We start from the raw sequence: 23,189 nt of genomic DNA, 5'->3' as shown, positions 1-23,189 counted from the left end.
CTACCGGACTGTCGAACGATGCGGCTATCATGCCGCGCCATCATCCTGCAGCCTGCCAAGGAGTCTCTGTGTCCCTCACCATCCGCCCCGCCACTGCCGCCGACGCCAGCCAGATTCTGGCGTTCATCACCGAACTTGCGATCTACGAACGTGCCGGGCATGAGGTCAAGGCCAGCGAAGAGGACATTCAGCGCTCCCTGTTCGCAGACAATGCACCCGCCAGGGCGCTGATGTGCCTGTGCGACGACAAGCCCATCGGGTACGCCGTGTATTTTTACAGCTACTCCACCTGGCTGGGTCGCAACGGCGTGTACCTGGAAGACCTGTACATCACACCGGAACAACGCAGTGTCGGTGCTGGACGCAAATTGTTGCGACACATTGCCCGCGAAGCGGTAGCCAACGACTGTGGCCGTCTGGAATGGAGTGTGCTGGACTGGAACGAACCCGCCATCAAATTCTACGAAGCCATCGGCGCCGCGCCGCAGGATGAGTGGGTGCGCTATCGGATGGAAGGCAGCGTTCTGCGCGATTTCGCAGCAGGCGAATGATCGTTAGACGCCAGTAAACGAAAACGCCCGGTCTGTGAAGGCCGGGCGTTTTTATAAAGACAGGTGTCAACAAACACCAGGCGGAATGCCATCCTTATTGAAGTCCTTGAGGCGTTCCTTTTCCTCGGGCGTCGAGTGCGCAGGCACGTCGTCGCGAGGTTCCGGTTTCTTTTCATCTTTCTTGTCAGTCATCGTCAGATGCTCCACTCGTGGCTGTCAACGTAAGGCCACATGCGCAGCGTTCGGTTCAGATTGATTCACCCTCACATCACGCGACCGCGCGTTGCTGCACGCTCTGCTCCAGTTGTCTGGCCACGCCTTGCAAGTCCAGCAGCGTCAAACGGGAACTGCGTTCAGGACTGCCGACACTGACCAGTGAGCGCGCCCGGTCGTTGACCGAAATATCCTTGCCCAGATTGGTCTGCCAGCCCTGCTCCAGCATTGCCGGATCAAACTGATTGAACGCATCGATCGAGTCGACCCGACTCACTGTAAATCCGAAACAGAGACGTTCACCCCGCACAATCAGCACGCGGGACGCTTCGGTCTGCGCTGGCGCTGTCTCGCCAAGCAGGCTGCTCAGACAGATCAACGGCACCTGCTCACCGCGCAGATTGAACTGCCCCAGCAAATGCGTAGAGGGTTGGGCCAAGCCGATCAGTTGCCGGGGCACGGCAAGAATCTCGACGATCTGGCTCAACGGGGCGACGAAGCGGCTCGGTGCATCGAACAACAGACAGGCATGCCGCAGCATCGCCTTCGTGACGTCATGCGAGGCTTGCGCAGGCTGTACGTCGTTCTGATAGACCTTGGTGTAACTGGTGACCTCGGGCCGTTGCAGCAGCGCCGGATGATCGAGCAACAAGGCTTGCTTACCTTCCTGCAGATTCATCACCCCGGCGAACAGCTCGGGATGAGGCAAACCATACGCGGGCGCCGCCAGGAGACTGTCCGGGTCCTGCCGATGAATCGCGACCATACGGTCGTAACCAAACCCGCAAACACGCCCGTCCGGCGCGGTCAGCAGCAGGAGTTGAGGCTTGGAAACCTGCCGCGTGTGATCCAGCCCCAGGACCTCGGAAAGGTTGAGCGCCGGCACCTTTGTACCGCGCACCGAGGTAACGCCAAAGCAGCAATCGCTGCCGAAATCCGATGCGCTGATTTCAGGCCCGTCCACCAGTTCGGTAACGACGCTGGCATCGATGCAGAAGTGCCGACCGTCGCACTCGAAGACCAGATAGTGCAACAAGCGACGCTTGGCCGCCTGGGCTTCCTCCTTGAGCAACTGTGCGTGCTGATCGGCCGCAAACATGACGCCCGGCAGACTGGCCAGTACCTGCAGATCCAGCTTGTAGATCATGCGCGACTCTTCGCTGCCCAACAGCAGCTCCGGCAGCAATCCGGTGCTGGTGCCGCCAGGTCCTATCGAACAGAACTGCGCGTCACGTGCCTTGAGAATATCGCACACGGTATCGATCGCCAGCCCCAGATAACCGCCGCCGAATTTCAGGATGGCAACCAGCGGTGTGGGTGCCGAATTGTCGGCCCCTTCGGCAAGCTGACCACGCAGATCCACCAGTGGCACCGGTTTGCCACGCAGTGTGAACACGCCCAGCAGTGCACCGCGTGTCAGCGGATGCGACTGCAGATCGGTCGGCCAGTGCACCGCCTCCATCAACGCATCGGCGATGACCGCCAGGTAGGTGCCGTTTATCTGCACCACGCCATAGGCATGCACGCCGTTCATGCAGGCTGCCCGAGCGACATCCTGTCCAGCGCCTCAGTGCTGCTGCCATTGGCATTGGCCTTGTGCAGCTCGACGATCAACGACTCGACTTCCTGCGCAGAAACACGCTGTTTCTCGGTGGCCGCATTGATCCCGTCAATGGCCTGAGTGGTCTGCATCACACCTTCGACGATGTGCTCGAAGGCTTCGCCCGCGCTGAGGGAAATCTCGTTGCCCGACTCGATCCGGCCGACCGTTTCGAGAATCAGTTTGTTGATCTCCTTGGTCGCCCGCGAAGACTTCTCGGCCAGCTTGCGCACCTCGTCCGCCACGACCGAGAAACCAAGACCATGCTCACCGGCGCGCGCCGCTTCGATGGCGGCGTTGAACGCCAGCATGTTGGTCTGGCTGGCAATTTCGCTGATGACCTGAACGATATCCTGAATGCCCTCAGCCGATTTGGCGATCATGCCCATCGCTTCGGACGCCTTGTTAAGCGTCTGCGAACCACGGCTGGCCTGTTCACGCGTCTGTCTGGCCAGTTCGGTGGCGGTGTCGGTGCTTTGCGCGACGTAGGCTATCGCGCCCATCAGCGCCTTGACCGAATTGTCCATGGCCAGAGTCTTGGCCTCGATGGCCTGCTCGATCTCGACCTGACGGGTGATGTCGGTGGCGAACTTGACGACTTTGAACGGCTTGCCTTCGTGGTCGAAGATCGGGTTGTAGGTCGCCTGAATCCAGATGTGCTGGCCGTATTTGCTCAGGCGCATGAATCGTCCCGAGAAGAATTCGCCCTGCCCCAGGCTGTGCCAGAACTCGCGATAAGGCGTGCTGCGCACGTATTCCTCTTCGCAGAAGATCCGGTGATGCTGGCCCTTGAGCTCCTGCATACCGTAACCCATCGCTTTCAGGAAGTTGGGGTTGGCCGTGAGGATGTTGCCGGCCATGTCGAATTCGATCACCGCCTGGGCACGGTCGATTGCCGTGACCTTACCCTTGTCCTCGACACTGCTTTCCTTGGCATCGGTCACGTCCAGCGCGAACTTGACGATCTTGTAGGCCTTGCCCTGAGCATCGAAGATCGGGTTGTAGGTAGCCTGAATCCAGATCTCTCTGCCGTCCTTGCGCTTGCGCTTGTATTCGTTGGCGTCGTATTCGCCACGGCCCAGCTTGTCCCACAGTTCGCGATAGGCAAGGCTGCTGATGAAATCCTCGGAACAGAACATGCGGTGATGCTCACCGACAATCTCGTTCAGGTCATAGCCGAATACGTTGAGGAAATTGCGGTTGGCGGTCAGCACCTTGCCGGTCAGATCGAACTCGATCACGGCCTGGGAACGCTCGATGGCGGTCACCTTGCCGGCCTGCTCGGCCTGGCGGGCGCGGCTTTCCGTCACGTCGTTGGCGAACTTGACGACCTTGTACGGGCGGCCGTCCGGATCGAGGATAGGGTTGTAAGTGGCGCTGATCCACAGCTCGCGACCGTTCTTGCCGACGCGTTTGTATTCGCCCGAGTCATACTCGCCACGCTCAAGCTTCGCCCAGAAGGCACGGTAGGCCGGGCTGTTGAGGTATTCGTCATCGCAAAACATGCGGTGGTGCTGACCCTGAACCTCGTCCAGACGGTAGCCCAGAATCGACAGAAAATTTTCGTTGGCGCTGAGCACACGACCGTTCAGGTCAAACTCGATCACCGCCTGCGAACGCTCGATGGCAGACACCTTGCCTTCGTATTCGGCATTGGTCTTGCGTTGATGGGTCACGTCGGTTGCGAACTTCACGACCTTGAACGGATTGCCGTGCTCGTCGAGCACCGGGTTATAGGTCGCCTGCAGCCAGATTTCCTTGCCGCCCTTGCCCAGCCGTTTGTATTGACCTTCATCGAATGCGCCCTCGCTCAGCTTCTTCCAGAAAGTTGCATATTCCAGGCTGGAAGCGTGGTCGGGGGTGCAGAAAATGCGGTGATGACGGCCCTGAATTTCGTCGAGGCGATAGCCGACGCAGTCCAGAAAATTGGTGTTGGCCCGCAGGATGTTGCCTTCAAGATCGAATTCAATCATCGCTTGCGACCGATCAATGGCCGTCATGAGCGAGTGGAGGTCCAACTGCACCCCGGTTATGTCCTTAGGGGTACTTACAGTTGTTGTCGACATGAACAGTGCTCTGAGAATTAAAGCAATTAGGAAAAAAGGTGATGCACATCAGTGTTCGCGGGCGAGGCAAACGCTTCACAGCACATGCCACGTTGCTGCCTGCCGGGCAAAACAGGTAATCGTATTTCTCGATGACCCCGATAGCGCTGCAGCCCATACGGACTAACGGTTGGCGTCGAGCTCTCGGCTCATGAAGACCTGACAGCTACAACAGATTGCGCCATGAGCCATTAGTTCGCCACTACCGGTAATCCGATGTTTCGGAGTGTCACGCCATCAGGAAAAAAACCAGATCACCAGGACGACTGCCCCGGTCCATGTGAGAGTGAGCAGGAACGAAAGCCCTGCCAGACGCGGATCCATGTGCCTCCCGGATGTGACAGGAAAAGTGCCTGAAAAAAATCAGCCTCTGCATACGGGTGGCGAGGTCCAGTGGATCACCGCTTCGATGATTATTTTTTGCCGGTCTGGCAACCTGAGACGGCGCTGCTCCACCTACGTTTGAAACAACGCACGCTGACGTCAGTGATCGAGAAAACGATAGATCGCAAAAAAGCGTAACGGCTGTCAGACCGATATCGAAACTGTACAAACTCACCCGCTTACTTCGTTACCTGTACAAAGCCTTTACAACTGCTGCCACTTATCAGCCGGAAAACAAATAGTAAAAGCATTCTGCGCCTGACGCTTATCGGAGTAAGTGTCCGTTCTGGAAACTGGACGCCAACTTCGAGAATCGTAAATGATACTGGAGAGCCATCATGACTACAGGCAATAAAAACCCGGGAAACTTCGCCAATGATCGCGAGAAAGCATCGGAAGCCGGTAAGAAAGGAGGACAAGCCTCGGGCGGCAACTTTGCCAACGACCGGGAAAAAGCCTCCGAGGCAGGTAAAAAGGGCGGACAAAACAGCCATGGTGGCGGCCGCAAATCCTGATTGATCCGTGTCAACCATGTTCCGGCTTGTTTACGTAAAAAGGGGCTATTCCGAACAGGCCCTGCAGCGTCTGATCAACACTGCACAAGGCGTAGACGAGCCCGGAACCCGACACTTTCTGCCAGGTATTTATAATGCCTGCAGCGAAGATTCATACAATCGATCCCGATTGTTGACTTGTACAGTACTGCAACTTCAATGAGGTATCAGAAAATGGCACAAGATAAACAAGGCGGCATGAGTGTAAACGAAGCGGGCAAAAAAGGCGGCGAAGCAACCTCAGCCAGCCACGACAAAGAGTTCTATCAGGAAATTGGCAGCAAGGGCGGTCAGAACAGCGGCGGTAACTTCAAGAATGACCCCGAGCGCGCTGCGGAAGCTGGCAGCAAAGGCGGCCAGAACAGCGGCGGCAATTTCAAGAACGACCCTGAGCGCGCTGCAGAAGCCGGCAGCAAGGGAGGACAGAACAGCGGCGGCAACTTTGCCAATGATCGCGAAAAGGCATCTGAGGCCGGGCGCAAAGGTGGACAAAACAGCCATGGAGGCGGACGCAACAGCTAGTCCACAGGCGTTGGCGTGACGAAGGTATTCGTCTCTGCTCACAACGATCACCCGACCGGTTACGGCGTCTTCGGACACCACGACCGGCCGGGTGTTCGACTGTCCGTTATTTACCACGAAGGTGCGTCATGACCTTGCATATCATCAACTTCACCGGCCCCATCAATGCGTCTACCTGCGGCCAGACCATTGAGAAGGCGGCACTGGCGGTTCAGAGCAAAGCCACGGACCTTACGATCAACATTGCGACGCTGGGCGGCGAGTGCAGTTATGGATTCACTCTCTACAACTTTCTGATGGCGCTGCCGATTCCGGTGCACACGCACAATCTCGGCACCGTGGAATCCATGGGCAACATCGTCTTTCTGGCGGGCGAGCGCAGAACGGCGTGCCGACACAGCAAGTTCCTGTTTCACCCGTTTCACTGGTACCTGAATGGTTCTGTCGACCACTCACGCATGTCTGAATACGCCATGAGCCTGGATTACGACCTGCAGCTCTATGCCCGCATTGTGGGTGAGCGCACCAAAAATGCTGAAGAGAAGCTGGAGATCGAAAAGTACCTGACCGCCGCACCGCGCATTCTGGATCCCGCGCAAGCGCTGACGGCCGGGATGATTCACGCGGTGACGACTCCATCCCTGGAAGGCGAGTTTGTCGTTCACACCGTCCATTCATGAGCCGCCGTCCTGCCGATCAATCGTCGTCATCGTCTTCTTCACGATCAGCGCGATCGGCACAGGGCAGCCGGCCCGACTCCCCTCCGGCAATCCGCTCGGCCTGATCCCGACCCCGTTTCATGGCATCCGGAACCGTCCACTCGGCGCCCGGCAATCTGGTGGTTCGCTTCGCCACGGAGCGTCCCTCCTTGTCACACACGCTGACGACCAATTCGATATCGCCGTCCGGCAATTCATGAGCACACACATTGGCCTTGCAACCATTTTCCAGGTCACGCTCATAACTCTTTTCAATAACGGGACTGTCAGACTGTGCGGGAGACGTGGATGACTTGTTGAACATGCTGCCCTCCGGGAAACTATTACATGCGAGACACACTTGATCAGCATATAAAACTTACAGCCAACTGCCATGGCACCCGACAAGAGGCACCCTGCCGCTTCGTTAGTTGTGCCGTTCGTCGCCTCTTGAGCATTTTTTCAAAACCAAGCCACACTTGCTGCATTCAAACCGGTTGGTAGCCAGAACGAAGTCGGCGCAAACACTATCGCAACAGGCCAAGTGCAATGCATATGGCCAGGAGTCGCCGAATGTCGCCTATATCGGATAGAGACCGGAGCAACTGCTCCGAGTATGCCAATACCCCTTCCAATCATGCCGTCTATGAGCGCCGCATGGAAAACCTTGCTAATCAGACAAGTAAAAACAGGCAATCAAAAGGCCAGCACTCACCGCAGCATGACATTCAACCGAATAACACTTATGAGCATCTTGAACGGCGCAACCTTTATTGACTGCCAACAGGTTCAATAACGTTTTCGTTTGAGCTCGTATTGGTTTTATAGCCAGTCGGTACTTAGAGTGATGGCAACTTAGTTGCACTTTGGTTTTTCTGAAACGCGAGGTAGAAGGTCAATGCGAACGGTCAAATCCTGTCTGGTGGCGCTCTGTTTCGCTCTGATGTCAGGGTGCAACTGGGTGATTTTCAATCCCAAGGGTCAGATCGCACTCGAGCAGCGCAACCTGATCATCCTCGCCACCGCCCTGATGCTGATCGTCGTAATTCCGGTCATCGTGATGACGTTTCTGTTCGCCTGGCAGTACCGGTCGACCAACAAGAAAGCCAGGTACTCCCCGCGCTGGGCAAGCTCCCACAAGATCGAAGCCGTGGTGTGGGGTGTTCCTCTGGTCATCATTATCATTCTGGGCTGGGTGACCTGGGTCACGACGCACGAGCTCGACCCTTACCGCCCGATCGAATCCGACAACCTGCCGATCAATGTCCAAGTGATCGCCATGGATTGGAAGTGGTTGTTCATCTACCCGGACCTGGGCATTGCCACGGTAAACGAGCTGGCCATGCCGGTGCATACGCCAGTCAGTTTCACGGTCACCTCTGACGCTGCCATGAATTCGTTTTTCATCCCGGCCCTGGGCGGCCAGATCTATGCCATGGCCGGCATGCAGACCCGCTTGCACCTGATTGCCAACGAGGTCGGCCAGTACCGAGGCATCTCCGCCAACTACAGCGGTCCCGGTTTTTCCGACATGCACTTCAGCACCCTGGCCACGACGCCCGCCGACTTCGAGGCCTGGGTCACAAAGGTCAGGAACACTTCCCGAACACTCGATCCAGCGACTTACAAGACGCTGGCGACGCCGACTCACGGCTATGACATCACCTACTACTCAGCTGTCGATCAGCAGCTCTTCAAGACCATCGTCGACAAGTACGAAGGGATGAACAAATCCAGAAGGACGATACCGGAGCCAGTGGCCTCCGAAGATGCCGATGACCGTAATTCGACGCAGAAGGAGCGCTGACATGTTCGGAAAACTGTCCTGGGACGCCATCCCGCTTCATGAACCCATCATCATGTATACCCTTGCGATAGTGGGTCTCATCGCAGTGGGGATGGTCGGTTCGATTACCTGGAAAGGGGCCTGGGGTTACCTGTGGCGCGAGTGGTTCACCTCGGTGGACCACAAGAAGATCGGCTGCATGTACATCATCGTTGCGCTGGTCATGCTGCTGCGCGGGTTTTCAGACGCAATCATGATGCGCACGCAACAGGCAATGGCCGCCGAAGGAGGCCCTGGCTATCTGCCGCCCGAGCATTACGACCAGATCTTTACCGCACACGGCGTGATCATGATTTTCTTCATGGCGATGCCGTTCATGGTCGGCCTGCTGAATATCGTGGTGCCGCTACAGATCGGTGCTCGCGACGTCGCCTACCCTTTCCTCAACGCGCTGAGCTTCTGGCTGTTCGTGGTCGGTGCCGCGCTGGTGAATATTTCGCTGGGCGTCGGCGAATTCGCCCGGACCGGATGGGTCGCCTATCCCCCGCTCTCGGAACTGGGATACAGCCCGGGCGTCGGCGTGGATTACTACATCTGGTCGTTACAGATATCAGGGATAGGCACGCTGCTGACGGGACTTAATTTCTTCGTGACCATCCTGAAGATGCGCACCACCGGCATGACGCTATTCAAGATGCCGGTCTTCACCTGGACGGCGCTGTGCACCTCGGTACTTATCCTCGCGGCGTTCCCGATCCTGACCGCCACGCTGTTTATGCTCACCCTGGATCGCTACCTGGGCATGCACTTCTTCACCAGCGAAGCCGGCGGCAACCCGATGATGTACGTGAACCTGATCTGGGCGTGGGGGCATCCGGAGGTGTACATCCTTATCCTGCCCGCGTTCGGCATCTTCTCGGAGATCGCGGCAACCTTCAGCAGCAAACGCCTGTTCGGCTACAAGTCGCTGGTGTGGGCCACCATCGTGATCACCGTGCTGTCGTTCATCGTCTGGCTGCACCACTTCTTCACCATGGGCGCGGGTGCCAACGTCAACGCGTTCTTTGGCATCATGACCATGATCATTGCCGTACCGACAGGCGTGAAGATCTTCACCTGGCTGTTCACCATGTACCACGGCCGGGTGCGTTTCGAGACGCCGATGCTCTGGACCATCGGCTTCATCGTGACCTTCAGCATCGGCGGCATGACGGGCGTATTGCTGGCCGTGCCCGGTGCCGATTTCCTGCTGCACAACAGCCTGTTCCTCGTCGCCCACTTCCATAACGTGATCATCGGGGGCGCGGTATTCGGTTATATGGCCGGGCTCACGTACTGGTTCCCCAAGGCGTTCGGGTTCAAGCTCAACGACCGGCTGGGAAGACTCTCGTTCTGGTGCTGGATTGTCGGTTTCTACTTCGCGTTCATGCCCTCCTACGTGCTGGGTTTCATGGGCATGACCCGGCGTCTCAATCACTTCGACAACCCCGAATGGCGTCCATGGCTGATGCTGGAGCTGATCGGCGTGGCAATCATTCTGGTGGGCGTGGCCGGACAGGCCCTGCAACTGTTCGTCAGCATCCGCAATCGCCACAAGACCCGCGACACCACCGGCGACCCCTGGGATGCCCGGACACTGGAGTGGGCGACCGCCTCCCCGCCTCCCGTCTACAACTTTGCCGAGCAGCCAAAAGTGGATGATCTGGATGCCTACTGGGGCATGAAAGAACGTGGTGTCAGCACCCTCAGTCATACCGACTACCGCGCCATCCATATGCCTCGCAACACCGCTGCCGGTCTGATCATCAGCCTGTTTGCACTGATCGCAAGCTTCGCGCTGGTCTGGCATATCTGGTGGCTGGCTACCTTCGGCCTGGTCGCGTCTGTGGTGACGATGGTCATTCGCAGTAACGACGACGACATCGACTACTTCATACCGGCGCAGGAAGTGGCTGAAATCGAACAGGCGCGACTCAAAGAATTGGCGGAGGCATGAGCATGTCTAACATTGTGATCGACAAGGACATTGCCCATAACCATGAGCAAGGTCACGAAGACTCGGGCTCGATGTCGGTCTTCGGGTTCTGGATCTACCTGATGACCGACTGCATCCTGTTCGCGACGCTGTTCGCAGGCTATGCGGTACTGCGCGACAGCGTCGCAGGCGGACCGTCCACGGTGGACATTTTCGAACTGCCCTACGTGCTCACCGAAACCATGCTGCTGCTGTTCAGCAGTATCACTTACGGCTACGCCATGCTGGCCATGAACCGCGATGACCGCACTGGCGTATTGCGTTGGTTGGGGGTGACGTTCCTGCTGGGCACCGCCTTCATTGCCATGGAGATCAATGAATTCCATCATCTGATCGAGCAGGGCTACGGCCCGGATCGCAGTGGATTTCTTACCGCTTTCTTCACGCTGGTCGGCACGCATGGCGCTCACGTATTGACGGGGCTGGTGTGGATGGCCGTGCTGATGTGGCAGGTGCGCAGCCGTGGACTGACGACCGTGCACGCAACCCGGCTCAGTTGCCTGAGCCTGTTCTGGCACTTTCTCGATGTGGTCTGGATCTGCGTGTTCACTGTCGTCTACATTTTGGGGGTTCTCTGATATGTACACTCAAAGCCCTGTGCGCAGCAGCGCCGGAACCAGCCACGGCAGCAGCCGTTCCTACATGGTCGGTTTCATCCTGTCGGTTGTCCTGACCCTGATTCCCTTTCTTCTGGCCATGTACCCCGCACTGCCGCGAATGACGACGTTGTGGCTGGTGGTGTTGACCGGGCTGATTCAGATCGTCGTGCACCTGAAATTCTTTCTGCACCTCGATACCGCAGCCGAGCAACGCTGGAACATGCGCGCGCTGATATTTTCCCTTGTGATCATTGTCCTGCTGGTGGGGCTGACGTTGTGGATCATGTTCAGTATTCATCACAACATGCTTGCACACTGACACTGCCGCTGTTCGGAACTTGCTTGAGAAGAACGTTTTACTGCTTGATCCATGACACTTCATGGATCAGGCAAGCTCATACCTGCACCCCAACCAGAATATTTTCGCAGCTCCGCTCATCTGTTTTATTCCTGAAACACCCCCCGACGATTTAGATCAACTAATCTTTATCTCAGGGCGTTATGCACCCCTTGTTTTTATATAGAAGGAGAACGTAATGAACGAAGAAACCCTCAAACAGATCGCTTACCGTCTGTGGGAAGAACAGGGAAAGCCCGACGGCATGGATTTTGAACACTGGCTGGAGGCCAGACGGGAACTGGATGGCCAGAACAGCGACGGCCTGACAGGTTCCATCACCAGCAGCGTTGCGCCTCCCGCCCCGAAAAACAAGGCAAACCCGGCGAAAAGGAAGGTTGGAAAGACGAAATCCGATACATCATCAAGCACCGTCTGACTTTAATCAGTCCCTCGCAGCTGCCGTTTCTGATGCGGCAGCTACTGCCTGATTTCGCCTCCAAATAACGATATTTTATTCTTGTATAATTTTACAAAAACACTCATTTGAATATATTACCCACTCAATAAGATATCGACTTTATTGCTGAATCAATGCACTTTATTCCTCTCTGAAAACATCCTTTACAGGTGCCATAAATGCTCAAAAAAACAGACACTTTTTTATCGAGTGGCTGTTTTTCGCTATTCCACTCCAGACTGAAACAGATGTTTTACTGCCATAGCGCAAACACGCCCCACTGTTCGACCTTGTAGTTTCAAGATTTTTACGGAATATGGATATGCCAGCATCAGGAGCAAAAGAGCCATGCGCCTGCGGGATGAATTACATGAACAGGTTTGAACGGGAGCAGGCACTGCTGCGCCAGCGCAAGGTGCTGGCAGAGTTTGGAGAATTGGCGCTGATCAGCCCGGATCTGGATATTGTGATCAACTCGGCCTGTGCCAGGGCTGGCGAAGCACTGGGAACCCATCTGGCAAAGTTCGTACAGATCACGCAGGACAGACGACAGATGTGGGTCCGCAATGGCGTCGGCTGGACACCGGGGATCGTTGGTCAGCTCAGACTGCCTTTGAAAAAGGGCGGTCCAGAGTGGCACTCGCTGGACATCAACCAGCCCGTTATCTCGACCGATGCGATCCAGGACACTCGCTTCAACCTGCATCCTTTTCAAACCGACAATCAGGTAAAGGCCTTCGTGAACGTTATCGTTTACGCACCCCATGACCAGTCCCCCATCGGTATCTTTCAGGTCGACAGCCGCGTCTCGCGTGCCTTCAGCGACCGCGACGTGGATTTCCTGCGCAGTTACGCCAACCTGATCGCAGGCTGTTTCGAACGTTTCCGGATTACCGACGCGCTCAAGGCAACCGAGGCGCGGCTGCGTGAAAGCGAAAGGCAATACCGTATTGCCGTGCAACTGAATCCGCAGATTCCCTGGACGGCAGACGCTCAAGGCACCATCACCTCTCTGGATCATCGCTGGTCGGATTTCTCCGGTGTGCTGCGCGAGAAGACGCTGGGCCAGGGCTGGAGACAATCCACGCACCCGGATGACATGTCCATGATCATCCAGCAGTGGCGCCAATCGGTCGCGACGTTGCAACCGTTCGATATTCAGGTGCGTCTGCGAAAGGCGATGGGCGAGTATCACTGGTACCGCGTCCAGGCCTTTCCCGATCTGGATGACGAAGGCTTATGCAGGCAGTGGTATGGCACCGTCGAAGACATCAACGAGCGCGTTCAACTGGAGTCTGTGCTGCGCCAGTGGAATGATCAACTTGAAGAGCGCATTGCCGAACGAACCCGACAGTTGCAGGAGGAACAGCGTGAGCGCGAAGCCGCCGAAGCCAAGCTGCGGCAAAGTCAGAAGATGGAAGCCGTGGGCCAGTTGACCGGGGGCATTGCCCATGATTTCAACAATCTTCTGGGCAGCATCTCCGCCAGCCTGGAACTGATGCGATTGCGCCTGGACAGCCAGCGTTATTCCGAAGTAGACAAGTATCAGGCGCTGGCGATGACGGCGGTGAAACGAGCGGCGGCCCTGACCGCGCGACTGCTGGCATTCTCACGCCTGCAACCGCTGGAGCCGCAAGTGCTTGACCCCAGCGCCGTGGTTGCCAGCATGGAGGACATGATACGTCGCACCATGGGTCCGACGATTCAGGTGACATGCCAGTTGAGCAGCGTGGGCAATATCAATTGCGACCTCAATCAGCTGGAAAACGCGCTGCTCAATCTGTCGATCAATGCGCGGGACGCCATGCCCAAAGGCGGCACGCTGACCCTTTGCACCCAGCGCCTGGAGCCCGACGAGGCGATGGCTATGGCAGAGGATCTGCAGCCACTGCCTTACGTATTAATCTCGGTCATTGATGACGGCTGCGGGATGGACGAAGAAGTCTTGCGACGGGCGTTCGACCCTTTCTTCACGACAAAAAAACTCGGTCAGGGCACCGGTCTCGGGTTATCGATGATCTACGGATTCACCCGACAGTCCGGTGGACAGGTGCGTATCCAGAGCGAATCGGGAGTCGGCACAACCGTGACCATGTACTTCCCCGTCGATCAGAGAACCGTCGAACAGATGGCCGACACCACGTATGCCGCCATTCCGGAAAAAACCGGAAACGGCGAAGTGATTCTGATTGTGGACGATGAAACCGGTGTTCGTGAAATCGCCGCCGACCTGCTGTCCGACCAGGGCTACGACGTGTTCGAGGCAGCCGACTGCATATCGGCTCTCGAACAAGCCAGGACGCTCGACAGGCTGGACCTGCTGATCACCGACATCGGCCTGCCAGGCCCCATGAACGGCATCATGCTGGCGCAGGAACTGACGGCGTCGCGCCCTACCCTCAAGGTGCTGTTCATCACCGGCTACACCAAGGCAGAAGGCATCACAGAAGGACAGTCGCTGGGAAAAATGCTGTTCAAACCGTTCAGCCTGATCGAATTTTCCGACAGCGTAAAAAGCATTCTGAGCAAGAACGAGGACTCCAGAACCGACCTCGCCTAGTGCCGTGCGCTGGTCATTCGAAGACCCGTTTTCTCCATTCGTCAGCCACACCGTTTGTTCGACGGCCACCGGTCAGACGCTGGAAATCCTGGTGAGCCATGGCCGGTCACTCAAAGGAATGCACAGGTTTATTCCAGACCTGACGACCGGAGAAAGCGCATGACAACACTTTCCAACCTGCTCGACAACAAGGGTACACCGCTCGATAAACAGCACTTCACCTGGAAGGAAATGGCAGGCAAGCCCATCTCCAAACTGGATGACGATGCCTTCACCCGGGTACGGGTGATCCTCATGAACGGCGTGGAGTCCGACGCCTTGCGTCTCAAGCATTTCGGCTCCCGTTTTCACAAGGCGTTGCGCGATCCTCTGGCGCAGGTACGCCGTGCGGAGCAGCACCAGATGACCATGGTCAACTGGCTGCTGTCAGCGGACCACTCGCCGCTGGAAACCACGGTGGCCTACGAGCAGACGGCCATCGAAATCACCGCCGCCGTGGCGCAGACCGAGCCGGACCCTTATCAGGCGCAGACCTACCGCTTCGGACTGCTCGAGGTTTTCGATCACCTGTACCGTTATTCGGCGATGCTTGATCGCCTCTAAGGCAAGGATGCGAACAACATTCTTCAGGGCTACACCGACCTGGTGCCGGGGCGTCCGACCAGCGAGCATCATCGTGCGCCGCAGGATGACTTGCGTGAGAACTACCAGAAGGATCAGGCCGAGCTCATCACCAAGATCCATGCCGCGCTGATCACAGCAGCCGAATACCAGACCCATGACTATTACATGAACATCGGCCCGACCTTTGCCGACCCGGTGGCACGTGCGTTGTACGCTGAAATCGCCTCGGTGGAAGAAAAGCATGTCACCCAGTACGGCTCGCTTCAGGACCCGAGCGAGACCTTCATCGAGAAATGGCTGATCCATGAAGCCATGGAAGTCTACGCCTACGCCAGTTGTGCCGAGCAGGAAGACAATCCGCGCATCAAGGCGATGTGGGAACGCTTCGTCGATTATGAACTGGGGCATCTGAATCTGGCATGCGAGCTGTTCAAGAACCTTGAGCGCCGCGATCCGGCCGAAATCCTCGGCGGACAGCTACCCGAGATGATTGCGTTCAAAAGTCAGCGGGATTTCGTGCGCACCACACTGGCCGCAGAAGTCGATCTGCGGGCCCATGGGATCAATTACGTCAACAAGCAGGATGAAAATCAGGCATCGCTGGATTACCGCGCCCGCCTGAACGCACAAGGTGTTCCGGCGAGTGTGGCGTCCGCCGGATACAACTGGCAGCCCGGCACCGAACTGAACCACCCACTATAAGCACGCGGGGGAAACCGTCATGACGAGTCCTGAACTGAAACTTGGCCTCAACCGTACGCCTGTCCAGTTGTCGCCCGATGACACACAACGACAGATCGAAGCCACACAACGCTTCCCGGCCGATGTGCCCGGCAGCATCGAACAACTGACCGAAGAGCGCCAGCAAGCCATTCTCGACGCGGACACAGTGGGGTCCGTCCCGATTCCAGGCTCGCTGAAGGGCATGGTCAAAAGCGCCCTGGATAAACTGCGCGGCAAGAACCCGGAAGTGCTCATCGACAAACTGGGCGAGCGGCTGGCGTTCGAGCGCACCGGGGTGCGCATGTACGAAGCCATGATTGCCAAGGCCTTGTCGGCAAAGGGTGCGGACAGCGTGCTGGTCGATACCTTGCGACAGATCCAGAGCGAAGAGCATCAGCATATGGCGGTGCTGCGCAAGGCCATCGAAACCCTGGGTGGCGACCCTACTGCCATGACGCCCTGCGCAGACGTGGCCGCCGTCAAGTCGCAAGGCGTGATGCAGGTGCTGACCGACCCACGCACCACGACCTCGCAGTGCCTGAGCGCAATCCTGACCCTGGAGCTGGAAGACAACGACGCCTGGGCCATGTTGATTGAACTCACTCGCAAGGCCGGGCATCCGATGATTGCCGGCGACTTCGAACAGGCATTGCGCGAGGAAGAAGAGCATCTGAGTGCCATCCGCACGATCCTGAAAGAAAACCTGCTGGCTCAGGTCGACTGAACATGACCGGTGAAGGGCAATCCATGACTGCCCTTCATCGGCATAACAAGAGAAACAGCCTCATGAACATCCCTGCCCGTTTCGAATTCCATTACGTCCAGAATGGCGTAAAACAAAGCGTGACCATTCTCACAGACACGCTTTTCAAGAAGCCTGCGCCTGTCCTGTCTTTGCGGGCACAGCCGTCACCCGCTCTGAAGAAATCCGGCAAACGTTAGTCTGCAGGCCGCTCACCGCTGGACTCGATCTGCTCGGATGAATCAAGCAGTGCGGCGTCCGCTGGCGGCTGGTCGGCCTCCAGCGTCTTTTGTGCCTTGTCCCAGAACTTGAGGCGTTCACGTTCGCCCTCCGGACTGCCCGCCTGTTGCCACAGTTCATAGGCTTTCTGACGGACTTTTTCTTCGTCGACCATCTTTATTTCCTCCTTGCCTGACGTACGGTCGAGCCTTGAAGCAGGCCCTGTCAGGATGACCGAACGCTGATCTGGAAGTTGTGCATTCATGGCATCAGACCGACCACTGGATACACCGATTATCTTCCTCGGCCCACAGTCCATGACGCTCGTCAGGAGCGTGCATTCCATCCCATTGCCGCTCATACCTTTCGTCTTTCAATTAAACGAACTTGTACTTTTTTTGACAGCCCTATACAAAGGTGGACCGCAATATCACAGGGCCACTAGACACACCCATGACCAACTGAATCGATCCGAAATACATTCATCAATGCGGCACCCATGAGCAAGGACCAAGCCCGCTGGCAAACAAAAACAATGGTGCAGATCAAGGAGGATGATCGAGCAGTGCTACCCGGAGTTATCATGAACGAAAGATGTCAAATCGTGCCCTCCACCCTTCTGCAAAGACTGGCGAAGATAGACAGACTGCCCTGCCCTGCCCCGATCAGTCGGCAGCGGTGCAGGAACTTCGTGAACTGATCATCAGCCCCACACCCTTGCCACTCGACGACGACCTTCGTTACATCCTCGGCAGAGCCAACTTCAGCTGCATGTGCATTGCGCAGGGCCTGAGGCTGCTGGGTTATCAGATCCCGGAAAAATCCGAAGACGAACAGGCGGCGGCCATCCACTGGATGCTTTCCCACTACCTGCGCGATCCGGTGAACTGGCGACGCAACGCGTCGGATGAATTCCAGTGCGGTGCCAACCTTGAAGCACCGATACGACCCGGCTCACATCAGCCGGGTGTCTGATAAAGCGTGAAACCGCCCATCAGAAACGACAGGCATTGACCAGCGGTACACGACCGCGCCAAGGCTGGGCGCGTTCCAGTTGCGCGGCGAGTGCCAGCAGCGTGCTTTCCTCGCCGAACCGTCCGGCAAAGTGTGCGCCCATGGGCAAGCCCGCAGCGCTCCAGGACAGTGGCACTGACATCGCGGGTTGACCGCTGGCATTGAACAGCGCGGCAAAGGGCGAGTAGCGGTGAGAGCGCTCGATCATGTCGTCCAGGCTCAGGCTGATATCCGGGACGACCAGCTCACCGATGCGTGCTGGCTCACGCGTCAGGACCGGCGACAGAATCACATCGTAGTCCTGCATGAACGTTGCCAGTTGACGACCCAGTGCATGAACCCACTCAACAGCAGCAGCGTACCGAGCGCCGCTGACATTGCCCTTGTCGCGCAGAATGATCCGGGTGCGTGCTTCCAGTTCGGCGTCCTGCACATCGAAACCGCGCATGCGCCCCAGCAGGTCGACGTGATTGCGGGTGTTGGCACCGATGATGGTAAACACGTGATCCAGAAATTCCGGCAACACCACGGGCAGGCTGACCGGCTCGATTCGATGCCCGAGGGACTCGCACAATTGCGCCGCTTCGCGCACCGCTGCAAGGCTCTCGACCGAGGTGGGCCAGGTGCCCGACTCCTCGATCAAGGCAATGCGCAAGGGTTCGGGATCACGTTGCACGGCGCTGACGTAAGGTGTGGTCTGAACAGGCGCCGCGTACGGCGCGCCAAGGTCCATGCCAGCCGTGGCGTCCAGCAAGGCGGCACTGTCACGCACCGACAAGGTGAGCGCATGTGCAGTGCTCATCCCGGCCCAGCCCTCGCCCACCATCGGACCGGAAGGCATCAGCCCGCGACTCGGCTTGAAGCCGAACACACCGCAGCACGATGCGGGCACCCTTAATGAACCACCTCCGTCGTTGCCGTGAGCAAAAGGCACCACCCGCGCCGCCACCAGTGCCGCAGCTCCGCCACTGGAACCGCCAGCACTGTGCTCAAGGTTCCACGGGTTACGGGTCGCGCCAAAGCGGGTGGATTCGGTGGAATAGGACGTACCGAATTCAGGTGCTGTCGTGGTTCCGACAAACACGCACGCGGCACGCCTCAGGCGACTGACCCCTTCGGCATCAAACGTGGCGCGAAACTCGCCCATGGACAATGAGCCGTTGCTCATGACAGCGCCGTTGACCGGCGAAAACAGATCCTTGATAAGCGTCGGCACGCCCGCAAAAACGCCCTGGCCATTTGCAGCGCTCAGCGCAGTGTCACGGGCCGAGTCGTACAGTCGCTCGGCGACGGCATTGAGCTGCGGCTCGACCTGCTCGATACGCTGGATAACGCCCTCCAGCAGATCGATCGGCTGGACCTCGCCACGCCTGACCCACTCGGCCAGCGCCGTACCGTCCTCCTCGTTCAACAACGTCTGAATGTCTTTCATGCGAAGCCCCTGATGGTTTGAGATCGAGCTGAAATGGAAGATGGCCGCTGACGCAACCGCATCAAAAACTGTGGCCGATCCGTAACGCCACGGTGTAGCCCTCGGAGCGGTTGCGCGCGCCGAACTCCTTGTAAAGGTGAAACCACGCCGCAGGCATGCCGGGCGTGAAGTAACTGATCGCAGGTCCTGCGGCGACAACCCGGGCGCGATTACCCGTTTCCAGACCAGGCGCATCGTCATCGGAGAACTGGCGGTAATAGAACCCGCCCAGCCCGAGTGTGAACGGACCCGCATGCTGACCCACTGCAAACTCGTGGCGGTATTCGACACCGCTCCTGTAGTCGGTCGCAGGGTTGCGGGTGTTGAAGTCAGTCTGAAAGCTGCTGGACACCTCGAAACCGCTGTCGGTTATGTACGTTGCGTTGACAGTGGGAGAAAAGGTCCAGTGGTTCAACCCCGGCGAGATCAGACGATTTCTGTCGTAGTCGCCGGTCGGTGCCTGAATCTGCAAGCGCGCGTTCACGAACAGGTTGGAGGATAGATCCCACTGCAGAATGAGCGGCGACACTGAGATATCGGCCATTCGGAACGGATCCGCCTTGAGGTCAAGTGGACCGCCAGGTGTCTGCACGCGAAACGAGGCATCCATCTGAAAGAACGGCACCGCCACGCTATAGCCGAAGCGCGCACCCAGCATTCGGTAATCGGTCATGCGAAAGTACGCTACGCCGATGGACAGAACGTCCAGGGAGAAGTTGTTATCCAGCGAACGGCCGTTGCGATCTTTCTGCACGTTGGCCGAATAGAACGCCACGCGCATGCCCAGCGTGCCCACCGGCGTCGCCGGAGGCAGTATGCCTGCGCCAAAATCGTAGACGCCGAAGGAGGTGGTAGGCGCGCCATTTTCTGTGGCCTGAACCGTGGCGCTCAGGCTCATCAGGCTGAGTGTCAGGCAGGTGAAGCGTCTGATCGTGAAATTATTGTTATGAGTCATTGCATGCCCCTGACCACGAAGGTGGTGGAGCCATGCTATTCAGCCAGGCTTTTTGCCGTTATCCGTTTTCAGCAAAGATGCGTGCGCTGTAATGTCTGCGACGGTGTTTCCCCAAAGAGCGTCCGGTAGTCACTGGAAAAACGGCTCAAGTGCCAGAATCCCCAGCGCGCTGCGACGGTCTGTACTCGTTCGATCCGGCTGCTTTCACGCAACTCGCGCCTGACTGCGTTAAGACGCAACGTGCGCAGATAGGCAACAGGATTGATGCCCAGCGTTTCCTGAAAGCAGTACTGAAGTTTGCGGCGGCTGGTGCCAATGTGGTTGCACACATCCAGAATCGACAATGGCTCGTCCAGATGCGCCAGAACATAATCCCGCGCCCGGTCGACCATTCTCTTTCGCGCCGTGGTATTGAGAGGCGGCGCCTGATCGGGTGCCACCAGTTCCAGCACCTGCAACATGACAGCATCCCTCAGGCCACGACGGATCGAATCGTGCTCAAGCTTCTCCAGACACGCCTGCTCACCGTTCAACAGGTTATCGAACAGCGCAGCGAACCTCGTCCGGACCGTTGGATCGGTCAAACGGTAACACTTGGGAAGATCGGTAATCTCAAAACGACTGCCCTGACGCTCCAACGCGTGCGCCAAGGCCCCCTCTTCGATCGCCACGCCCAGTGCATCCAGTTGCAGCGGCGTGCTCAACTCGGGAAGATTCTCGCCATGCGCGACGATCAGACTGGGTTCCTGAAGCGTATGCCCGGCGCAGAATGCCGGACCGCTGGCGCTCAAGGGCAACGCAAAAACAATCGCGCCCTTCCAGGCCATGCCACTCTTGGCCAGCGCCTGATTGGAGCGGTCGCGGACCAGTTGCAGCCAGTCCGACCGAAACTCCGTCAGCTCGCCTTCAAAGCCACCGGGCGTCACTTGATCGTAACGAACCTGCCACCCACCGAGGTTGCGACCGTGCTCGTCGATGTCGCAGGTCTGGAAATGCTGCAGGTGAGGCGCGGTCTGTATCGCTACATTATTGTTATTCATCGGCCCTGCCCTTAATGCGTTTCAAGGTCACTAGGTTGAAAGGAGGCAAATTTTGTTCCGGTGCGGTAGCGGCTGGGTGATTTGTGCCGAATACGGCTAGGGCTCGTGGGGTAAATCAGCGGGACGTTGTGCTGGAACGCTCACTCTCTTTGCCCTTTTTACCCTCACCCCTGTGCCGAAAAAACATCCGCCGATAATCCGAAGGCGACGTGCCCAACTGCACGCTGAACTGTTGCCGCAAAGACAGCGGTGTGCCAAACCCTGCCTCCCCCGCGATGCATTCGATAGGCAGATCAGTCGTTTCCAGTAACTGCTGTGCCTTGGAAACGCGCTCTGCATTCAGCCAGTGGGAGACCGTACTTCCGGTCGCATCCTTGAAGCGGCGTGTGAAAGTACGTCGGCTCATCCGCGCCTTTTCAGCCAGAACGTCCAGCGACAGGTCATTGCCCAGATTGAGCCGCGCCCACGCGAGCACTTCTGACAGATGAGTTTGGGACGCCAGTTGCGGGACAGGGTTTTCCACGTACTGCGCCTGCCCGCCCTGCCTGTGTGGAGGTGTCACCAGCAGCCTGGCGGTGCGATTCGCCGCATCGGCACCGTGACGTTCACGTATCAGGTGCAGGCAGCAGTCGATGGCAGCCATGGTTCCGGCGGACGTCATGATGTTGTCTGCACTGACGTACAGCACATCGGGCCGAAAACGCGCTGCGGGGAAACGCTGTGCAAAGACGTCGCGAGCAATCCAATGCGTCGTCGCTTCCTTGCCGTCGAGCAAACCGGCATCACCAAGCACGAACGAGCCCAGGCACAACCCTACGATCAGCTTGCCCTGGGCATTGGCATCCTGAAGCGCCTTGATGAGCGATGCAGAAGCAGGCTCAAGGTCATCGCCCCAGGCCGGAATGATGATGACGTCGGAACTGTCCATCAACTCAAGCCCTTGCTCCACAGCGATGTCCAGGCCCTGGTCACTGCGGACCATGCCCGGCACCTGCGCACAGTAGTTGATCTCGTACCGGGGCTCATCGGGGGCGACTTCGACAGCACCCAGCACAATCCCCGGGACGGACAGGTGAAACAGGCTTACGCCTTCAAAAGCCAGAACGGCAACGCGTATGGGTGACATGGCGCAATCTCTGGCTGAATTCGAGTTGGCCCAATTTTATCTAATTATGTCATTAAGGCCACTGTTGAATTCTCGAGCATTTGCCAACAATGCAGTTCGTTGCAATTCCATACCCCGCCATTCACTCGATTGGAGTCCGCTCATGAAACCAGGCCTTATTGTTGTAGATCTTCAGAACGAGTACCTGCCCACCGGCAAGCTGCCGTTGACCGGCATTGAAGCGGCGGTTGCCAATGCCGTCCGAGTGATCGCGCATGCCAGAAGCGCCGGCGTTCCGGTGTTTCACATTCGCCATGAGTCCGAGGGTGAAGGTGCCGGGATCTTCGTCAAAGGCTCGAACGGTGCAGAAATTCAGCACGCCGTTGCGCCGCAAGGCGAAGAAACGGTGACGGTCAAGAAACACATCAACGCTTTTCGGGAAACCGATCTCAAGCATCAACTGAAGACGTTCGGTGTTCAGGAAGTCGTGGTGATCGGCGCGATGAGCCATATGTGCATCGACGCCGTGGTGCGTGCAGCAGCAGACATGGGTTATCCCGTGACCGTACTCCACGACGCCTGCGCGACGCTGGACCTGAGCTACAACGGCGTGAATGTACCTTCGGCTCAGGTGCATGCTGCGATGATGGCGGCGTTCGAATTCGGCTATGCCACGGTCAAATCCGTCGACGATTACCTTTCTGCCTGAAACCCGCAGTGTGAAGCGCCCGGAGATGTCCGGGCGTTTCGCTTTCACGGACGAATTCAACCACGCGGCGGCTCTTGTCGTTATACGCGCGTCCTCATGAAGAAATACGATGATGATCGTTCCTACGCTCTGCGCTCATCGTTATACACAAGTCCGCAAGACGCGAAAAACGGGGAGTAAAAC

The 23,189-nt window shown here is 57.6% G+C and carries 22 protein-coding genes and 3 pseudogenes; 15 read left to right on the top strand and 10 right to left on the bottom strand.

The window, feature by feature from the left end; genetic code table 11:
* The first annotated feature begins 68 nt into the window (after positions 1-68).
* Positions 69-551, top strand: coding sequence for a GNAT family N-acetyltransferase (locus CFBP1590_RS11185; protein ID WP_029241503.1), 483 nt, complete (start codon positions 69-71; stop codon positions 549-551).
* 66 nt (positions 552-617) lie between these two features.
* Here the strand turns inward: CFBP1590_RS11185 and CFBP1590_RS28265 are convergent, their stop codons facing one another.
* The 4 genes and pseudogenes from CFBP1590_RS28265 to CFBP1590_RS11170 form a co-directional block, all read right to left on the bottom strand.
* Positions 618-743, bottom strand: a complete 126-nt coding sequence (locus CFBP1590_RS28265; RefSeq protein ID WP_004887921.1) for a hypothetical protein — start codon at positions 741-743, stop codon at positions 618-620.
* A 76-nt stretch (positions 744-819) separates the two neighbouring features.
* Complete coding sequence (locus CFBP1590_RS11175) at positions 820-2,298, bottom strand: chemotaxis protein CheW (protein WP_088235012.1); 1,479 nt, start codon at positions 2,296-2,298, stop codon at positions 820-822.
* Positions 2,295-2,765 (bottom strand): annotated as a pseudogene (locus tag CFBP1590_RS28405) (methyl-accepting chemotaxis protein); the annotation flags it as partial. The pseudogene CFBP1590_RS28405 and the gene CFBP1590_RS11175, both read right to left, overlap by 4 nt.
* A gap of 159 nt (positions 2,766-2,924) precedes the next feature.
* Positions 2,925-4,364: pseudogene (locus CFBP1590_RS11170) on the bottom strand (PAS domain-containing protein); the annotation flags it as partial.
* An 827-nt stretch (positions 4,365-5,191) separates the two neighbouring features.
* Between CFBP1590_RS11170 and CFBP1590_RS11165 the strand changes: the two are divergent.
* The 3 genes from CFBP1590_RS11165 (at position 5,192) to CFBP1590_RS11155 (ending at position 6,609) form a co-directional block, all read left to right on the top strand.
* Positions 5,192-5,368 (top strand): con-10 family general stress protein, encoded by a 177-nt coding sequence (locus tag CFBP1590_RS11165; protein ID WP_004887928.1) that lies wholly within the window; start codon positions 5,192-5,194, stop codon positions 5,366-5,368.
* Positions 5,369-5,581: 213 nt separating this feature from the next.
* A complete protein-coding gene (locus CFBP1590_RS11160) occupies positions 5,582-5,929 on the top strand; it encodes a con-10 family general stress protein (RefSeq protein ID WP_029241506.1) in 348 nt (115 codons plus the stop codon).
* A 128-nt stretch (positions 5,930-6,057) separates the two neighbouring features.
* Complete coding sequence (locus CFBP1590_RS11155; RefSeq protein ID WP_088235010.1) at positions 6,058-6,609, top strand: ATP-dependent Clp protease proteolytic subunit; 552 nt, start codon at positions 6,058-6,060, stop codon at positions 6,607-6,609.
* 16 nt (positions 6,610-6,625) lie between these two features.
* Here CFBP1590_RS11155 and CFBP1590_RS11150 read toward each other — a convergent pair whose 3' ends face one another.
* Positions 6,626-6,952, bottom strand: coding sequence for a hypothetical protein (locus CFBP1590_RS11150; RefSeq protein ID WP_025992875.1), 327 nt, complete (start codon positions 6,950-6,952; stop codon positions 6,626-6,628).
* A 248-nt stretch (positions 6,953-7,200) separates the two neighbouring features.
* Here CFBP1590_RS11150 and CFBP1590_RS27590 point away from each other — a divergent pair, with 248 nt between their 5' ends.
* The 9 genes and pseudogenes from CFBP1590_RS27590 (at position 7,201) to CFBP1590_RS11110 (ending at position 16,475) form a co-directional block, all read left to right on the top strand.
* A complete protein-coding gene (locus CFBP1590_RS27590; RefSeq protein WP_127051604.1) occupies positions 7,201-7,404 on the top strand; it encodes a hypothetical protein in 204 nt (67 codons plus the stop codon).
* A gap of 121 nt (positions 7,405-7,525) precedes the next feature.
* Entirely contained in the window at positions 7,526-8,434 is a 909-nt protein-coding gene (gene cyoA, locus CFBP1590_RS11145) for a ubiquinol oxidase subunit II (protein WP_088235009.1), read from the top strand.
* 1 nt (position 8,435) lies between these two features.
* A complete protein-coding gene (gene cyoB, locus CFBP1590_RS11140; RefSeq protein ID WP_088235008.1) occupies positions 8,436-10,409 on the top strand; it encodes a cytochrome o ubiquinol oxidase subunit I in 1,974 nt (657 codons plus the stop codon).
* Positions 10,410-10,411: 2 nt separating this feature from the next.
* Positions 10,412-11,026 carry a cytochrome o ubiquinol oxidase subunit III gene (gene cyoC / locus CFBP1590_RS11135; protein ID WP_088236394.1) on the top strand — a complete coding sequence of 205 codons (615 nt, stop codon included), beginning with the start codon at positions 10,412-10,414 and terminating at the stop codon, positions 11,024-11,026.
* 1 nt (position 11,027) lies between these two features.
* Positions 11,028-11,366 (top strand): cytochrome o ubiquinol oxidase subunit IV, encoded by a 339-nt coding sequence (gene cyoD / locus CFBP1590_RS11130; protein WP_004887942.1) that lies wholly within the window; start codon positions 11,028-11,030, stop codon positions 11,364-11,366.
* Between the two features lie 217 nt (positions 11,367-11,583).
* On the top strand, positions 11,584-11,823 hold the full coding sequence (locus tag CFBP1590_RS11125; RefSeq protein ID WP_043306458.1) for a DUF2934 domain-containing protein: 240 nt from the start codon (positions 11,584-11,586) through the stop codon (positions 11,821-11,823).
* A 391-nt stretch (positions 11,824-12,214) separates the two neighbouring features.
* Positions 12,215-14,404 carry an ATP-binding protein gene (locus CFBP1590_RS11120; protein ID WP_231991841.1) on the top strand — a complete coding sequence of 730 codons (2,190 nt, stop codon included), beginning with the start codon at positions 12,215-12,217 and terminating at the stop codon, positions 14,402-14,404.
* A gap of 159 nt (positions 14,405-14,563) precedes the next feature.
* A pseudogene (locus CFBP1590_RS11115) lies at positions 14,564-15,730 on the top strand (hypothetical protein).
* Between the two features lie 19 nt (positions 15,731-15,749).
* Positions 15,750-16,475 (top strand): DUF892 family protein, encoded by a 726-nt coding sequence (locus CFBP1590_RS11110; RefSeq protein WP_029241510.1) that lies wholly within the window; start codon positions 15,750-15,752, stop codon positions 16,473-16,475.
* Positions 16,476-16,689: 214 nt separating this feature from the next.
* Here the strand turns inward: CFBP1590_RS11110 and CFBP1590_RS27585 are convergent, their stop codons facing one another.
* Entirely contained in the window at positions 16,690-16,977 is a 288-nt protein-coding gene (locus tag CFBP1590_RS27585) for a DUF2934 domain-containing protein (protein WP_197697510.1), read from the bottom strand.
* A 329-nt stretch (positions 16,978-17,306) separates the two neighbouring features.
* Here CFBP1590_RS27585 and CFBP1590_RS11095 point away from each other — a divergent pair, with 329 nt between their 5' ends.
* On the top strand, positions 17,307-17,687 hold the full coding sequence (locus CFBP1590_RS11095) for a hypothetical protein (protein WP_050575348.1): 381 nt from the start codon (positions 17,307-17,309) through the stop codon (positions 17,685-17,687).
* Positions 17,688-17,706: 19 nt separating this feature from the next.
* On the opposite strand, the gene CFBP1590_RS11090 is transcribed toward CFBP1590_RS11095, so the two are convergent.
* The 4 genes from CFBP1590_RS11090 to CFBP1590_RS11075 all read right to left on the bottom strand — a co-directional run bounded on the left by CFBP1590_RS11090 (position 17,707) and on the right by CFBP1590_RS11075 (position 22,318).
* Positions 17,707-19,158 (bottom strand): amidase, encoded by a 1,452-nt coding sequence (locus CFBP1590_RS11090; protein ID WP_058432621.1) that lies wholly within the window; start codon positions 19,156-19,158, stop codon positions 17,707-17,709.
* 61 nt (positions 19,159-19,219) lie between these two features.
* Positions 19,220-20,152 carry a SphA family protein gene (locus CFBP1590_RS11085; protein WP_058432622.1) on the bottom strand — a complete coding sequence of 311 codons (933 nt, stop codon included), beginning with the start codon at positions 20,150-20,152 and terminating at the stop codon, positions 19,220-19,222.
* Positions 20,153-20,220: 68 nt separating this feature from the next.
* Positions 20,221-21,192, bottom strand: coding sequence for a helix-turn-helix domain-containing protein (locus CFBP1590_RS11080; RefSeq protein WP_043306451.1), 972 nt, complete (start codon positions 21,190-21,192; stop codon positions 20,221-20,223).
* 115 nt (positions 21,193-21,307) lie between these two features.
* Complete coding sequence (locus tag CFBP1590_RS11075; RefSeq protein WP_029241514.1) at positions 21,308-22,318, bottom strand: GlxA family transcriptional regulator; 1,011 nt, start codon at positions 22,316-22,318, stop codon at positions 21,308-21,310.
* A 142-nt stretch (positions 22,319-22,460) separates the two neighbouring features.
* On the opposite strand from CFBP1590_RS11075, the gene CFBP1590_RS11070 reads away from it, so the two are divergent.
* The gene (locus tag CFBP1590_RS11070) at positions 22,461-23,006 is read left to right on the top strand and encodes a cysteine hydrolase family protein (RefSeq protein ID WP_058432623.1); all 546 of its coding nucleotides are present in this window, start codon (positions 22,461-22,463) and stop codon (positions 23,004-23,006) included.
* Positions 23,007-23,189 lie beyond the last annotated feature (183 nt).

Source organism: Pseudomonas viridiflava, assembly GCF_900184295.1.
In the GTDB taxonomy this organism is placed as follows: Bacteria; Pseudomonadota; Gammaproteobacteria; order Pseudomonadales; family Pseudomonadaceae; genus Aquipseudomonas; species Aquipseudomonas viridiflava.
This window is presented reverse-complemented; position numbering and strand designations above follow the sequence as displayed.